Origin of the sequence: Shewanella sp. BJSY2023SW007 (assembly GCF_047314525.1) — a bacterium.
Taxonomy (GTDB): Bacteria; Pseudomonadota; Gammaproteobacteria; order Enterobacterales; family Shewanellaceae; genus Shewanella; species Shewanella chilikensis.
In genome coordinates this window covers 36,273-51,002 of record NZ_JBKORL010000071.1, presented here as the reverse complement: position 1 = coordinate 51,002, position 14,730 = coordinate 36,273, and the positions used below count along the sequence as shown (strand labels likewise).

Genomic DNA, 14,730 nt, shown 5'->3' with positions numbered 1-14,730 from the left:
AAGTCTACAGCAAGGTCCCGCTCACCAAACGCAACTGTGAACGAATCCATTCCAGATCCGGGTCTTGTTGGCCGCTGGGGCTAAGCAGTGTCAGTGTCAGTGGCTCAGTGACATTGAACAGCCGGGTGGTTTCCATTTCCGACAGCTTGCAAAGGTGTAACAGGGGCTCTTCGCCCAATAGATCGAATACCGCCTTATAGGGCACCAAGGCCACCGCCTGTGAGGCTTCGAGATAGGCACTCAGAGATGAGATCCCGGTGATAGTCATCTCAACATTCAGATCCAGATTGTTGATCCGGCAGTAGTCTTCAAATGGGCTAAGACTGTTGGGCCCAAGGCCCAGATCCGTATTGATATAGGGATATTCGGCAATGGTTTCCAGGGTTAGCTCACGGGAGAGCAGCGGATGATTTTTGTTGCAGATAAGGTAGAGGCTATCCAGTTTTCTCAGGGCTTCTATCTGTAATTTGCTGCCGATAGCTTGCAACTCTTGAGGGTAATGGCAACTGCAGAGTCCTGCACTGATGTTGCCGTCTATTATCCCTTGCAATGAGTTGCAGCCCCAGGAGTTCAAATTGATATGCAACTGCTTGTTCTGTTGTTTAATGGCCTGCATCAACGCCTTGGGGTAGGCGTAAGAGATAAGCCCAGGGGTGACCAGCTCAAAGTTTTTGTTGCCTGCAAATGCTGGATTGCCAAGCTGATTGAAGCCCTTGGCACAGTTCACTATTTCTTTTGCAATAGGGTAAACCTTGGCCGCAAATTCATTGGGAATAAGGCCATATTTCTTTCTTAAAAATAGTTCGTTACCAAAAATAGATCTGGCTGTTTTTAAACAACGGCTTATTTTAGGTGCGGGTACGTTTAAAAGTTTTGAAACGTGTGTTGCAGATTTGTTCTCGTATAAGCTAACAAGAATGGAAAGACTTAAAATATCCAGTTTTTCAAAGTCAATATGGTTCATCTGCAATACTCCTTTAGTGGTACATCCGACATCTATATTAACCTGTTTTTTCAGAAAGAATAATTTTATTCGAAGCTATTTCCGATTCTGTATTCTAGATCACTAAATGCTGTTTTTTTGACTGATTCAAGGAGGTTTGTGAGAGAGATTCTCATTAACTCTGTATATTTCAAATAGTGAAATAGTGCATTTTCAAATATCGCATTGTCTAAATGCTATTTCTAATTTTTAGCAGTATGTTTTCTGCAAAATGGTAATGTAGTCAATGTCTTATGTTTTGAACTTTCAGTCTTTTCCTCAACGGTTATTTGATGGTGATCAAAATTCATATTGCTGTAGATAGTAATAATTCAACTGCGCAATTAAGCGTATTAAAACTAAAAATGATGTTTGGAGGGTTATTATATGGATACTTCAGTTATTCTAAGTTATGCCTTTATCTATTTCGTGCTTTTTATTGCAGTGCCATTCGTGCTGGTGGTATTTGTAATGACTTGTATCAAGTTCTTTAAGTCAGACGAAAAAAACGCCGAAGAGATAAAGCTCAAAAATCGGTTCTTTGACAAGCAGAGTTTAGACTTTTTTAAATCTCTGAAGTCTTTAACCAATGGTCGATACGAAGTTTGTAGCAATGTGGCGTTGGACTCAGTGGTTGATATTGACCCACATGCGACCGCGAGTCACTCGCGCCTGGACTATGTATTGATAGATCAGAATTCTTCAGAAATAAAAATGGTAATTTCAGATTTCAGTGATGCTGAAAGCGCCAACTCAAAGAGCCTACTCGAAAAGCTCAACGTTCGCCTCATCGATATGAAACGCTCTAATCCTCTGGATGCACAGCACCTTGAGCAGATGTTGACGGCTTAGGCTGCAATAACGGGTGGCGGTTTAGACCGCTACCCTTTAGTCCCTGTTATATCCAATTGAAAGTGAGGACCCGAGATGTCCAGTATTCGATGGCGTGCAATATTAGGCGCGGCCTCTATGACCTGTTTGTTGGGGGTAAGCGGCATTGCATATGCCGAGACCGCGTTGAAAATCAACAGTGATCCCTGTGTGAAGTGTCACAAACGCAATGGCTTAATGCAGGGACACCATGGTCAGGATCAGCTCAATATGAGTTGCAGCACCTGTCATGGGGAAAAAGGAAAACATCCAAGAAAACCTAATGATTTAAGAGTTTTTACTCCTCAGGAAGGGATTGCTCCTGCAACCCAGAATGCCACTTGTCTCAAGTGTCACCAGCCACAGAAATTGGCTGAGAAAGAGTGGACCCACAATGTTCACGCCGACAAGTTGAGCTGCGCCGCCTGCCACAAGCTGCACCCGTTGGACGATCCAATGAAGCAAGCAACTGGCACACAGCACAGCAAGCTGTGCCGTGACTGTCATACGGTCAACTAAGGGGTAAGAGTAATGGAAAATTCCAGAAGACGTTTTTTAAAAGGGGGCTGTGCCCTGATGGCCGGTGCCTCTCTCTATCCATTGAGTGGCAATGAGGCGGTTGCCAGCGCCGATCATGACTCTGGCATCAACTATGCCCTGCTCCATGATGAAACCAAGTGTATTGGCTGTAATGCCTGTAGTGATGCCTGCCGGGAAGTGAACCAGGTACCTGAAGGGGTTTCCCGGTTGGAGATTATTCGCACTGGCCCATATGGTGAATACCCGAACCAGTTTTACCACTTTAGCCGTAAGTCTTGTCAGCACTGTGAAGACGCGCCTTGCGTCAACGTTTGCCCAACCGGTGCGGCGTTTAAAGACAAGAAAACCGGCATTGTGACTGTGGATGCCTGGAAGTGTGTTGGTTGCCAGTACTGTATTGCGGCTTGCCCCTATCAGGTGCGCTTTATTAACCCGGTTACCAAAGCGGCCGACAAATGTGATTTCTGCCGTGAGACTCAACTCAAGCAGGGCAAACAGCCGGCCTGTGTAGAAGCCTGCCCAACCAAGGCTTTGGTATTCGGTAACCTGAAAGATCCGAGTTCAGAAGTGGTGCAGATGATTCGGGCCAACCCAACCCAGAGATCCAAGGTTGATCTCGGCACCCGGCCCAAGCTGTTCAAGATTGTGGCCAAACAGGGGGAGATTAAGCTATGAGTCCTTTTCATTTTGATACTTTGGTTTGGCACTGGCCCATTGCGTTTTATCTGTTCTTCGCCGGGGTATCGGCGGGCGCCATGTTCTTTGCCGTATTGCTGAAAAACCGTTGCCTGAAACAGGATGCCTGGCGTTCCGGCTTTGTCCAGGCCGCTTGTTTGGTCGCCCCACTTACTGTGATGGCGGGTTTGGGGATCTTGGTCATTGACCTGACCAAGCCGTTCCATTTCTGGAAGATTTTGGTGTTCTATAACCCCACTTCGGTGATGTCCATCGGGGTGATGATCCTCATGGTCTATATGGTGTTTATGTTCGCCTGGATTGCCATGGTGTTCCGTCAACCGATAGATGACTGGTGTGAGCAGCGCTTCCCCGTGGTGCTCAAAGTGACCGGATTTTTGGCCAAACATGAACCCAGTTTAACAGGTTTATTGGTGATCTTGTCTCTGGCGCTGGGGGCTTATACCGGCTTCCTGCTGTCGGCTCTGCCCGGTTACCCCATGCTGAAGAATCCGGTATTACCGCTGCTGTTCCTGATCTCCGGTCTATCTTCCGGTGCGGCGGCGTCTCTGCTCGGTGGTGTGCTGCTCAAGGGTAACCCCGATGGCAAAGAAGTGCACTTTATTCACAAGATAGAGATCCCACTGATCCTGGTGGAAATTGCGGTGATCTTCACCTTCTTTGTCGGGCTGGTGCTTACCGGTGGACAAAGCAAGGTTGCGGCCTTCAATGCCATAGGGGAAGGTTTCTGGGGTTGGGTGTTCTGGCTCGGTATCCTGGGTTGTGGTCTCTCTATCCCATTAGCCATGAATCTGTTTATGACCGCCACGGCCAAGCGTAAATGGTCTTATGTGGCAGCGACAGCAACCCTGAGTCTGTTGGGGGTCATTTTGCTGCGCCACTTCATCCTGTACACAGGACAAATGACGATTGCTTAACCCCCATAAAAAGGAAAATGTGATGTTGAAAAAAATGCTTCTGATGATGGCTCTGGGTTTCTCCGGTTCACTGCTGGCAGCCCCAATAGCTGATTCTCACACGGAAATGTCCGGCTGCGAAGCCTGCCATAAAGATGGTTCGCCTTCCGCCGATTATGCCTTTGAAAACGAGCAATGTGCTTCCTGTCACGGTGATATGAAGTCGCTCGAAGGTGAGGCACACAAGAAACATGATGGCGTGCTCAGCTGTACTGACTGTCACACAGCTCACGAAGAAAAAGACCCGGCAGCGGGTTGCAAAGACTGCCACTAATAAGAGGTTAAGGAATGCGGCGGCTTTGCAGTCAAGAACAAGCACCGCCGCATCCTGAAGCAACGTTATTACGTTGCAGACAAGGAAGTGATTGGGCAGGAAGCCACTTTGTTATTGCGCTTTTGACGCATTTCCCGATCCTCCACGGGACTCGCCACCTATTGAGCACGCGGGTGGCTTTTCTTGGTTTTAGCTCACTGATTATTAATCCACTCGCTCATCACCACATGGGTTTTAATCTTCACTATCTCGGTATGAGTATCGATATACTCGCGGATCTCATGTAGTCGTCGCATGGATGGCGTTTTGACAAACACCAGCAGATCCATGTCGCCGGAGATACCATGGCAGGTCACGACTTCCGGAATGGCATGAAATACATGCACCACATCGCTGCAGCGGGGGCATTTGTGTTGAATTTCAAAGTAGGCACTCACAGCTTCTTTTTGGGATTCGCTGAGCAGCAATTGGTAACCACGGATCACCCCATTTTGCTCGAGCTTCTTGATCCTGTCCGAGACGGCGCTGCGGGACAGTGACACTTCGGCTGCCACATCTGAAATGCTCCGGCGGGCGTTTTTTTTAAGCGCATTAATGATTGCTTTATCGAACTTATCCATGCTACCTGACGTTTTGTGTGTTTTTTGCTGATTTGCCGTCATTTCGTCGGCTTAAAAGCCGTATTTGACGGAAACGAATGACAGAAATTCTGCCGGAGAACGACTATACTGGCGCCATTCAAGATACTGATAATTTAGCAGATGAATCAAGTTACAGGAACTATCGGACGCTGGCAGGGTGCTGGCTTAATGGCCACCACATTGTTGGGTACCGGGGTGTTTATTTTGCCACAGATGACAGTCGCCAAAGCCGGTAGTGGCGCCTTGCTGGCTTGGGCTCTGTTGACCCTAGCCATTATTCCGGTGACCTTGGTGTTTGCCCGTTTGGCCAGCCGTTTCCCTCACGCTGCTGGCCCCGCTTATTTTGTCGAACGAGCCTTTGGCCGTACCCTGGGCCGCACCATAGGCCTGAGCTTTTTGATGGCTGTGCCTATCGGCGCGCCCGCCGCCATTTTGATGACTTTCCAATTCGTTAACGCCTTGGTTCCCGTGTCCGGTTGGGTGCAGGTGGGCTGTGAACTCTTGGTTCTGCTCGGGCTTTGGCTACTCAATCTCAGGGGCATTCAAGTGTCGGCCAAGGCGCAATTTGCCCTGACACTGGGGATTGTTGCCGTGGTGGTGATGATGTTCGGCGCCGGTGGTGCCAAGGCAGGTGAGCTGGTGTCTTTGACCGCTCATTCCACTCCTGACTATGACGGTGTGATGCTGGCGATAGGCATTGCCTTCTGGAGTTTCCTCGGCGTGGAGGCCATGACTCACTTGGCCAACGATTTTCGGCGCCCGGATCGGGACTTGATTCCCGCTATGGTGATAGGGGTGATTTTGGTCGGTGCGGTTTATCTGGTCTGTACCTTGCTGTTATTGCTGGTGGAAGTGGATACCAAGGTCGCCATGATAGGCGCATTCGATACCTTGCTCGGCGGATACGGTGCTCAGGTGATAGGAGTGCTGGGTATTGCCAGTGGTCTGGCGGCAGTGAACGTCTATGCCGCCAGTGTATCGCGGCTGCTTTGGAGCTTCAGTACCGAGGGAATATTGCCGGCCTGGTTCCGTGAGCGTAACAGTTATCAGGTACCGGTCAGGGCTTTGTCGGCCGTGCTGGGGGTGATGGGGCTGGTGATAGTGCTGACCTATATTTCAGGCCAACAACTCGAGCAGCTGATTGCCTGGAGCAACGGGGTATTTGTGGTGATCTATCTTTTGTCCATGCTGGCTGCCATTCGCTTGCTGAGCAAACGCTACCTGCCTTTGGTACTGCTAAGCTGCGCGCTTTGTGTCTTGTTGGCGTTTGCACTCGGCAGCGCCATGGCCTACGCCCTGGGGTTGCTGTGTGTGCTGGCCGTATTGCTAACGTTGCAGCAGCAGTGGCAGAAACGCCAATTGCCGCCGGTGATCCCTATGCAATAAAAGCGTGCAATAAAGCATGCAATATAGGACGGGCTCAGTTTGTGCCGCCAGTCATGGCTTGGTTGCGCAGCTGGATCAGCTCAGAGTGTTTGAGATACAGCAGGTCGGCACAGCGGCGAATGATCTGGTCTTCGTAGCGGCACAGTTCGCCGTCGGCATAGGCCACACGCCACATCGCCAGGATCAGCTGCTGCTTCTGATCAAGGGTAAAGCTATCATTGATGGCTGAGGTGAACTCAAACAGTGAAGTGGCATCGTGACGGCTTTGTTTCGCCTCAATTATCAGCTCGGCCGCTGCTTCGGTGGCGATACCCAGCGTTTGTTCAAGGAGTTCGGGTAACAGCTGGGATTCGGTGCCGGACATCTCCTCATCGGCATAAACCACTTCCAACAACATGCTGGCGGCTGCCAGTTCCAGTTGTTTCTGTTGTTCCTGCGGGGACTGACTTTGTTGGTGGGCATTCAAAAACTGCTTGAGCTTGGCGATCATAGGCTTCTCTTGTCAGTTGGTTCAGTATAGGTTCTAAACGTGTCGGGCCACGTGGTTTGCGGTTTGGAGCCGGATAAAATCCGGCCCTGCCGATGCGCGCTTAAACCGAGTGGCCACACTTTTTAGACGTTATCAGTGGCTGCAGGTTCCCACTGATAGTACGGGCTGCTTTACAGCAGTGAGCCCAATCCTTTAGTCAATAGATCGGCTGTGCCTTCACCGCCGCTGCTTTGCAGGTAGTTTTTGACTATATCTATCATGGGTGCTGCCAGCTCTTTGGAAATTCCCAGCTTGGCAAAGGCATCATAGACCATGGCGCTGCCCTGTAGAGAGTTACCCAGGTCTCCGGCTTTGGACAGCAGGCCCGTCATCCCTGAGTTGCCATCCAGTTTGGGCGCCGCGGCCAGCAAGCCATCAATACCGGGAATGCTGTCGGCAATAGGGGAGAAAGATTCTTGCCCCAATGAGGTCTTGGCCAGTCCTAGTAGACTGCCAAGGCCACCTTCGGCCTGGGTTTGAGTCAGACCCAGCTGTGACATCACGGTGCCAACCAGTTCACTGTTTTGAGTGGTGGTCTGGTTATTGGTAGCCGTATCGTTTTGGGTCTGGGTGTTGTTGGTGAGTTTGTCGAACCAACCGGCCTGCGCTGGTGTCGCCAACAGTGAGCCCATGATTACGGCTGCTGTGATATAAGCTTTCATTTCTGCTTTCCTGTGCATATAAAAGGTCTTCTGGGGCCATATTCTAGTCTTATCTCAGGCGTTGATGCACGGCTTTTGCGTGACAGGCGGTCGTTTTGCTGTATTTCATTTGTGCATTGGCGTGGGAATTTGGGTATCCTTGGCGTCTATCTTGATCCTTTAATTACAACCTTTTTGGGAAAGCTGCATGTCTCTGTCTGCCATCCTGACCGAAGCTTATAACTTCTTCCGTAATCATATCGTTCAGCTGGCAATGCTGACCGTTCCCTTGCTGCTACTGCAGGTGGGTATTCAAATGTGGCTCGGTACCGAGTTGCAAAGTGCCGATCCTGAAAACCCACAATTCGGTACCCCTCATATGCTGGCTGTGATCGCCTTGATGGTGATCTTCTCTGTGCTTATTGCGGCCTTGACACTATTTATGGAACTGCGTACCGAAGGAATGCAGCCCAGTACGGGCCAGGTATTAAAGTCCAGTCTGGCATTTGTGCCGGGGTTGATGTTGGCCGGGGTGTTCTCCGGCATGGCGATTGCTGCACCGACCATGATCCTGGCAGCCATTGGGCCGGTATGGATCCTGGGGATGGGGATTAGTCTGTATCTGTTTGCCCGCCTGGCTTTTGTTAACTTTATGGTGGTGGTCGAGCGTCTGACCCCGCTACAGGCGATTAAGGCCAGTTTTGAGTTCAGTAGCGGTCTCACCGGCAAGACAATCTTGGTGCTTTTGAGCTACTTTCCGCTGCTTATTATAGGGAGTGTGCTGTCGCAACTGGGGCAGGCAGGTGGTATGCCACTGCAGTTGGTGGTGGATACCTTGGTGGCTTTCATTGGTTTGTTCGTCAATGTGGCCTTATTCCGCCTCTATCGCGTTGCCCGCAAGGGCTAATCATCAACTCTCTGCCGGCCGCTCCTGCGGCCCTGTGAGGTTAGACTGTGCTGGATGATGTTGCCTTTATTGCCAGTGTGTCAGAAGACTTGGCCCGGGAGTACCGGACTGCCAAGCGTTATGTGCAGGATGTGCCAACCCAGGCGTTGCTGCATGTTCGCAGTTTTGCTCACAAATTGACTGGGCTGTTGGCCGAGTCCGCCGAGCTCACTTTTGATAGCCCTAACCTTTATGATCGTATCGAACAGCTCAATCGCCTGCGGCTGATAGATGTGCGTATCACCCGGGCGCTGCATAGGCTGCGAGCCGATGGCAACCGCGGTGCCCATCCGGAAAAGTTTCACCTTACCGAAACTCAGTTGCTGGCGCTGGCCAAAAAAGCCATCGGCGATCTGCTGAAACTGATGGAACTGGCCTATCCCAGGCTAAAGGGCCGGGAAGCTCCTGAATACCGTTTCGATGACTTTGATTTACAGGCCGGACGTGAGCTCTGCTATCGGGCCGTAATGAAAGATGATGCCGAGGCGCAATATCTGTTGGGGATGGCGCTCAAGAATCGTGCTCTGATTGCTCGGGGCCAGGAGCAGGCCCTGCAAGATAAGGCTGACGAGCCGCTTGCCGGCGATTCGGCGCGCATGTTGGCCAAGGCAGCACACTGGTTTGCCGAGGCGGCAGCAAACGAACCCAAGGCACTGTTTGAGCACGGAGTCGCCCTAATTCATGGCTATCGCGGCGACGTTGATATCGCCGCCGGGCAGCAGGCGATTAGCCAAGCCGCCGAGGCCGGCGTGACCGATGCCATGGCACTCCTGGGTTACTTTTATCTGGTAGGTAGCGGTGAGCTGGCTAAAGATGAAACCGAGGCAGAGCGTTTCCTCAGTGCTGCTGCCGCCAACGAACAATCTGAGGCTATGGCCAATCTCGGGGTGCTCTGCTATCAACGCGGCGAGCTGCAACAAGCTTTTGAACACATCACCCGGGCGGCCAGAGCCGGAGATCCCCACGCTCAATACCACCTAGCCCTGATGTTGGCCCGTGGCGAAGGCTGTGAAGCCGACCCTGGGGCCAGTGAACAATGGTTGGCTGAAGCGGCAGAGCAGGGGCAACTGGATGCTATGTTGGCGCGGGCGCAGCATATGCTTAACGATGATGCTGCATTTGGTTCGGATCTGTCTCAGGCGGAGAGTTACTTAAGGCAGGTTATTCGCTATGGTCACAGTGTGACCGCCATGATTGAATTGGCGATAGCCCTGACCGATGGTTGCCTTGGACGCATAGATGTAGTGGAGGCTGTTGCCTGGTTGCGACTGGCGCGAGAGCGTGCCGATGAGCGTGAACTGGAGGTGATAGGCCCCTTGTGGCAGTCACTGCAACAACAGGTGGAGAGCGTATTGCAACTGAGCCAGTCTGCGGATGAGCGGCGTGCCCTGAAACGGGCGCAGGAACTACTCGCCGATTAGTCCGGTTCGTGTTCTAGGATTCGACCTCTTGAACCCAATCCAGAATCCCGGCACAGGTTGGGATCCAAGTCATAGAGATCTCTTTGTCTGCCTTTGTGGCGGCACTGCTGGATACTAGCCAATTGACGCTTTAAGTAGTTGCGGCCAAACAGGCTCAGACACAGGAGTGTGGTTGCTGCCAATATCAATACCAGGGGCATAAGCAAGAGGGCCAGGCTAAAAGCGCAGAGACTCAGCAATGCTCCCGTCAAGGTTCTGGGGTTGAGTGGCAGATTCTGCACAAACTGTCGATACATGTTTCTTCCTCCGGACTTGCTTGGGTCCAAGTATGACCCCGTGCTTGGCTCAGGTCAGGTCTAAATCTACTTCATTATTTATCATGTTTAATACCGCTTTATTAAGAAAGCGTTAAGAGGTAGGAGTTCCCCGAATAAATATTTATTCATCAACTGTGATTTAATACTTGAAAAGTGTTTTTTGTTGCAGCTTAGGCTGGTTTTTCAAATGATTGTGAACTAACTCTCAACTGCAGCGACAGAATATGTAATCATTTCGACCAAATCGTACCGCGCCTATGGCTGTTGCCTTTTCTCAAATATCGGACCCCGCTGAAGATGAAACTCCGCTCATTGAAACACAAGTTGCTGGTGTGTGTGGCACTGGCATTGACTCTGATCGTGGTGCTGCTTTCCTGGCAAAGCTACAGCACTCAGAAAACACAATTGCTGCAAGCCAGTCAGCAAGAGTTAATGCGTATTGGTGAGATGCAGGCTCAGCGGGTCACCGAGTGGTTGGCGATTCGCACCAACGTGGTTTCATCCTTGCAGGAATACATAAGTGATGACTTTGTACCTGCACTGCAGCAGGCCCGTGCAGCCGGCAAGTTGGAGTCTGTCTACTTCGGTGGCAATGATGGCAAAATGCAGGATGCCGACCCCAATGTGGACAACAGTCATTACGATCCCCGCAGTCGTCCCTGGTATCAGGACGCCATGGCTAAAGGCCGGGCCATTATCACCAAACCCTATATCGACAGCGGCTATGGTATTCAGGTGATCTCTTTGGCGCAGCCAACCGCCAAAGGGGTGATAGGTGGCGACTTGGCAATTGATACTCTGGTGGCTGAGGTTAACAGCATGGCGATCCCGGCTGCTGGTTTTGCCATCATGATGCATAACGACGGTACCGTAATCGCTTATAAGGATGGCAGCAAGGCGATGCGTCCGGTTGCCGAAATTGATGATGATCTCGGTGCGGGCATTTTGGCCAATATTCAAAAAACGGCGCAGTTGCAATCCCTGTATTTTGATGCCGATGGTCGGAACAAACTTGTTTGGGCAACGGCTATTCCGGATACCGACTGGCAGCTCTTGCTGCTGCTGGACAAGGCGACACTTGAAGCACCGCTCGGCAAATTGCTTTGGACCCAGGTTGGTTTGGCGGCGCTTGTGCTGCTGGTGAGTACGGCGGCTATCTCTTGGTTTCTCGGACTCTTGTTGGCTCCCCTTGGGCGGGTATCCCAGGCGCTGGCACGGATTGCCGACGGCAATGGCGATCTGACCCAAAGGATCACGGTCGACAGCAATGATGAAGTGGCCGAGCTGGCCGACAACTTCAACCGCTTTGTCTCGGCCCAGCATCAGCTGATAAGCCATATACGTCAGTTGGCGGCCGAACTGGATCTGGATGCTGAGCGGGGGTTGAACACCACCCAGAGCTCGGTTGCTGAGCTGCAAAGGCAGCAGCAGGAAGTGACCATGGTGGCGACCGCAGTTACTGAAATGGCCAGTGCCACCCAGGAGATTGCTGCCAACGCCGAGTTGACCGCTACTGCAGCGCAGCAATCTTCCTGCAGCTCGCAGCAGGGTAAGAGTTTGGTACTGCAGACCCGAAACTCGATACATTCATTGGCCGAGGAAGTCGGCCAAACCACCGAAGTGATCAATGAGCTCAATCGTCATGCCCAGGCTATCAGCGGTATTCTCACCGCAATTCAAGGGGTGGCCGAACAGACCAATCTGTTGGCGTTGAACGCCGCCATCGAGGCTGCCCGTGCCGGTGAACAAGGGCGCGGTTTTGCCGTGGTGGCCGATGAAGTGAGGGTTCTGTCTCAGCGTACTCAGGAATCGGCCTCCGAAATCCACGACACCATAGAGGCTTTGCAGCATACCACTGCCAGGGCGGTTGCCTCCATGGAAAACAGTCGCCAGATGGCAGGTCGCAGTGTCGGCGATGCCGAAGAGGCCAGCAAGGCGCTGGAAGAGATAGCTATTGCTGTGGCGCAGATATCCGATATGGCGGGGCAGATAGCCACGGCGGCGGAAGAGCAGACTCAGGTAACGGGAGAGATTACCCAAAACACCACGGCCATCAAGGACGTTACCGATGAGATCACCGCCACCGCCATGGACGACCTAGAGCACGCCAAGGCGCTCAAGGTGCGTGCGACCGACCTCAATGCCAAGGTTGCGACCTTCGTGCTCTAATCACATTTAACCCAAGACCGCTGCTCAGGCGGTTTTTTTACTGCTCATGCTGTCACCTATCAGCTGCCGCATCCAGCGGTGGCCGGGGTCGTCGTTATTGCGCTCATGCCAGAGCAACACATAAGCCATGGGCATAAAGTCTATCGGCAGCGGCAATTGCTGCAGCGAGTAAAGCTTGCAGGCGTGCAGTGCAAAACTGGAGGGCAGGGTAAATACCAAGTCACTGTGAGCGCAAATACTGGCAGCACCGTAGAAGTCGGGCACTGTAGCACTGAGGCGGCGATGATGACCGAGATCCGCCAGAAAGTAGTCCAGCGCCCACCAATCATTACCCTCACAACGCACCTGTACATGGGGTAGCGCCAGGTAGGCCGCCAGATCCCAGACTTTGTTCTTTTGAGCTTGCAGCGCCGGGTGTCCTTCGCGTACCAGACACACTTGATGATCCTGAAATAGAGTTTGATACAGGATCCCTTCCGGCAACTGGCTGAAGTGAAAGCTGGAGCTGGGCTGCAGATCCCTTCCCGAAATACCCAAATCTATCTGCCCTTGCTGCAGTGCCTGCATGGATTTTTCGGTCCAGACGTAGGAGTCGAGCCTGACATTGGGGGCGTTGCTGAGCAAGCGACCGATAAAACTGGGCAGCAGAGTTTCATAGGCGCTTTCTACCATGGTGAGCGAAAACTGCCGGTTGCTGCTGGCCGGGGTAAACACGGGAGGTTGGGTCAGTTGATGCAAACTTTGTAAGGCGATAGGTAGATGTTGTGCTAACTGTTCGGCGTGCGCTGTCGGTTTGAGACCGTGAGCGGTGCGCTGAAACAGAGGATCGCCCAACATGTCGCGCAGACGGTTGAGACTCTTGCTCAATGCAGATTGACTCAGGTGCAGCCGATTGGCGGCGCGGGTCACGCTGCGCTCTTCCAGCAGCACCTGCAACATGACCAACAGGTTGAGGTCGATACGGGCCAGGTTATCCAGATTCACCCTGATATTCCTCAGAGGAAATTATGTTGTGAGATTATATCATTTCTTTTCATACCACCAGTTCATTAGAATGTGCCCCATCTCAGTTTTCACTCAGGATTGAACGACAACCTATGGCAAAAAGACTCCTGCCTATGCTGATGGCCATGGTGCTGCTAAGCCCGCTGGCCATCGATATTTATCTGCCTTCTCTGCCAACCATGGCCAGTGAATATGGCGTCAGTGCCGGCGAAGTCCAGTCGACTCTGGTGCTTTTCCTGTTCGCCATGGGGGTGGGACAGATCCTCATAGGCCCCTTGGCAGACAGATTTGGCCGCAGGCCTGTGGCATTGGGAGGAATTGCTCTCTATGTGCTCAGTGCGCTGTTGGCTGTGGTTGCCATGGAGTTCGAATGGTTACAGATTGCCAGGGTATTGCAGGGGTTGGCAGCTTGCTCCACTTCTATTGTGGTGTTTAGCGCGGTGCGTGACTGTTACACACCGGCTGAAAGTACCCGCATCTACAGCTATCTCAACGGTGCGATTTGCGTCATCCCCGCACTGGCACCAACGATTGGCGGCGTGATGGCGATGCACTTCGGTTGGCGCTCTACCTTTGGGCTGATGGCTGTTTACGGCTTGGTGATCCTGCTGCTGGTGAGCCTGCGTTTTCCAGAAACCCGGCCGCAGAATACCGTCAGCAGTGGGCCGCTGTACCGTTGGGGCCGTTATCAGCCTGTATTGGCCGAACGCCACTTCCTGTTTTATGCCTTCTGCTGCATGGCGGGTATGGCCTCAATATTGAGTTATGTGTCCTACGCTCCTGTGTGGCTGATTGATCATCTGGGTATGTCAGAACTGGCATTCAGTGGCCTGTTTGGCCTTAACGCCTTGGTGAATATTATTGCCTGTTTTGCTGCGCCAGTGGTCACCAAACGCCTTGGAAATCGCACGACTGTTGTGTTTTCGCTCTGGTTGTTGCTGGCTTCTGCCGCCATACAACCTGTACTGCAGATCTATGGTCCTCAGCAAGGTATGGCTGCCGCCATGAGCTTTATGTTGCCCATGATGTTGCTGTGTGTCGGCTTTGCCTTCCTGCTGGGTCCGGCAACCAGTATGGCGTTGGCGGCCTTCGGTGAGCGCGCCGGTACTGCGGCGGCCTTGCTTGGTTTCATTCAGATGAGCGGCGCTTCTTTGCTGGCCGGTCTGGTGCAGCAAACCGACCTCGGTGCGCCATTTGCCGTGACTTTGGTGATGGGCAGCCTGTCTATGGTGCTGCTGCTGGTCATGGCCCAGAGCCGTTTTAATGCTTGGCATCAGGAGCAACAGTGTGCGCATCACTGAGCTTTAGTTTCAACAGATTAAGGTTTCACCCTTGGCCCGTTGCAGTTGACCGCTGC

The 14,730-nt window shown here is 52.1% G+C and carries 16 protein-coding genes; 10 read left to right on the top strand and 6 right to left on the bottom strand.

Going from position 1 to position 14,730, the window contains the following annotated elements:
* Positions 1-4: 4 nt before the first annotated feature.
* Entirely contained in the window at positions 5-727 is a 723-nt protein-coding gene (locus tag ACMHXE_RS11205; RefSeq protein ID WP_224866838.1) for a LysR family transcriptional regulator substrate-binding protein, read from the bottom strand.
* A gap of 642 nt (positions 728-1,369) precedes the next feature.
* Here ACMHXE_RS11205 and ACMHXE_RS11200 point away from each other — a divergent pair.
* The 5 genes from ACMHXE_RS11200 to ACMHXE_RS11180 all read left to right on the top strand — a co-directional run bounded on the left by ACMHXE_RS11200 (position 1,370) and on the right by ACMHXE_RS11180 (position 4,318).
* On the top strand, positions 1,370-1,834 hold the full coding sequence (locus ACMHXE_RS11200) for a hypothetical protein (protein WP_101053181.1): 465 nt from the start codon (positions 1,370-1,372) through the stop codon (positions 1,832-1,834).
* Between the two features lie 75 nt (positions 1,835-1,909).
* On the top strand, positions 1,910-2,371 hold the full coding sequence (locus ACMHXE_RS11195) for a cytochrome c3 family protein (RefSeq protein WP_039035724.1): 462 nt from the start codon (positions 1,910-1,912) through the stop codon (positions 2,369-2,371).
* 12 nt (positions 2,372-2,383) lie between these two features.
* Positions 2,384-3,067: a 4Fe-4S dicluster domain-containing protein gene (locus ACMHXE_RS11190; RefSeq protein ID WP_025010745.1), complete on the top strand. Its 684-nt coding sequence runs from the start codon at positions 2,384-2,386 to the stop codon at positions 3,065-3,067.
* Positions 3,064-4,005, top strand: coding sequence for a cytochrome c nitrite reductase subunit NrfD (gene nrfD / locus ACMHXE_RS11185; RefSeq protein WP_101053179.1), 942 nt, complete (start codon positions 3,064-3,066; stop codon positions 4,003-4,005). The genes ACMHXE_RS11190 and nrfD overlap by 4 nt, the downstream gene beginning before the upstream one ends.
* Before the next feature lie 22 nt (positions 4,006-4,027).
* Positions 4,028-4,318, top strand: coding sequence for a cytochrome c3 family protein (locus ACMHXE_RS11180; RefSeq protein WP_025010747.1), 291 nt, complete (start codon positions 4,028-4,030; stop codon positions 4,316-4,318).
* A gap of 194 nt (positions 4,319-4,512) precedes the next feature.
* Here ACMHXE_RS11180 and ACMHXE_RS11175 read toward each other — a convergent pair whose 3' ends face one another.
* Positions 4,513-4,938, bottom strand: coding sequence for an Lrp/AsnC family transcriptional regulator (locus ACMHXE_RS11175; RefSeq protein ID WP_028780007.1), 426 nt, complete (start codon positions 4,936-4,938; stop codon positions 4,513-4,515).
* Positions 4,939-5,079: 141 nt separating this feature from the next.
* Here ACMHXE_RS11175 and yjeH point away from each other — a divergent pair, with 141 nt between their 5' ends.
* Positions 5,080-6,345, top strand: coding sequence for an L-methionine/branched-chain amino acid transporter (gene yjeH, locus ACMHXE_RS11170; protein WP_101053177.1), 1,266 nt, complete (start codon positions 5,080-5,082; stop codon positions 6,343-6,345).
* 34 nt (positions 6,346-6,379) lie between these two features.
* Here the strand turns inward: yjeH and ACMHXE_RS11165 are convergent, their stop codons facing one another.
* Both ACMHXE_RS11165 and ACMHXE_RS11160 read right to left on the bottom strand, forming a co-directional pair.
* Positions 6,380-6,835, bottom strand: a complete 456-nt coding sequence (locus ACMHXE_RS11165; protein ID WP_101053174.1) for a TerB family tellurite resistance protein — start codon at positions 6,833-6,835, stop codon at positions 6,380-6,382.
* A gap of 170 nt (positions 6,836-7,005) precedes the next feature.
* Positions 7,006-7,536, bottom strand: a complete 531-nt coding sequence (locus ACMHXE_RS11160; RefSeq protein WP_101053173.1) for a DUF2780 domain-containing protein — start codon at positions 7,534-7,536, stop codon at positions 7,006-7,008.
* A 187-nt stretch (positions 7,537-7,723) separates the two neighbouring features.
* On the opposite strand from ACMHXE_RS11160, the gene ACMHXE_RS11155 reads away from it, so the two are divergent.
* Complete coding sequence (locus ACMHXE_RS11155; RefSeq protein ID WP_101053170.1) at positions 7,724-8,422, top strand: hypothetical protein; 699 nt, start codon at positions 7,724-7,726, stop codon at positions 8,420-8,422.
* A gap of 47 nt (positions 8,423-8,469) precedes the next feature.
* Positions 8,470-9,882, top strand: coding sequence for a tetratricopeptide repeat protein (locus ACMHXE_RS11150; RefSeq protein WP_101053168.1), 1,413 nt, complete (start codon positions 8,470-8,472; stop codon positions 9,880-9,882).
* On the opposite strand, the gene ACMHXE_RS11145 is transcribed toward ACMHXE_RS11150, so the two are convergent.
* Positions 9,879-10,178, bottom strand: a complete 300-nt coding sequence (locus ACMHXE_RS11145) for a hypothetical protein (protein ID WP_101053166.1) — start codon at positions 10,176-10,178, stop codon at positions 9,879-9,881. The two genes, ACMHXE_RS11150 and ACMHXE_RS11145, sit on opposite strands and share 4 nt — an antisense overlap.
* 318 nt (positions 10,179-10,496) lie before the next feature.
* Here ACMHXE_RS11145 and ACMHXE_RS11140 point away from each other — a divergent pair, with 318 nt between their 5' ends.
* Positions 10,497-12,368 (top strand): methyl-accepting chemotaxis protein, encoded by a 1,872-nt coding sequence (locus ACMHXE_RS11140; protein ID WP_101053164.1) that lies wholly within the window; start codon positions 10,497-10,499, stop codon positions 12,366-12,368.
* Positions 12,369-12,392: 24 nt separating this feature from the next.
* Here the strand turns inward: ACMHXE_RS11140 and ACMHXE_RS11135 are convergent, their stop codons facing one another.
* The gene (locus tag ACMHXE_RS11135) at positions 12,393-13,352 is read right to left on the bottom strand and encodes a LysR family transcriptional regulator (RefSeq protein ID WP_025888907.1); all 960 of its coding nucleotides are present in this window, start codon (positions 13,350-13,352) and stop codon (positions 12,393-12,395) included.
* A gap of 113 nt (positions 13,353-13,465) precedes the next feature.
* Between ACMHXE_RS11135 and ACMHXE_RS11130 the strand changes: the two genes are divergently transcribed.
* Complete coding sequence (locus ACMHXE_RS11130; RefSeq protein WP_101053162.1) at positions 13,466-14,674, top strand: multidrug effflux MFS transporter; 1,209 nt, start codon at positions 13,466-13,468, stop codon at positions 14,672-14,674.
* The last annotated feature ends 56 nt before the right edge of the window (positions 14,675-14,730 follow it).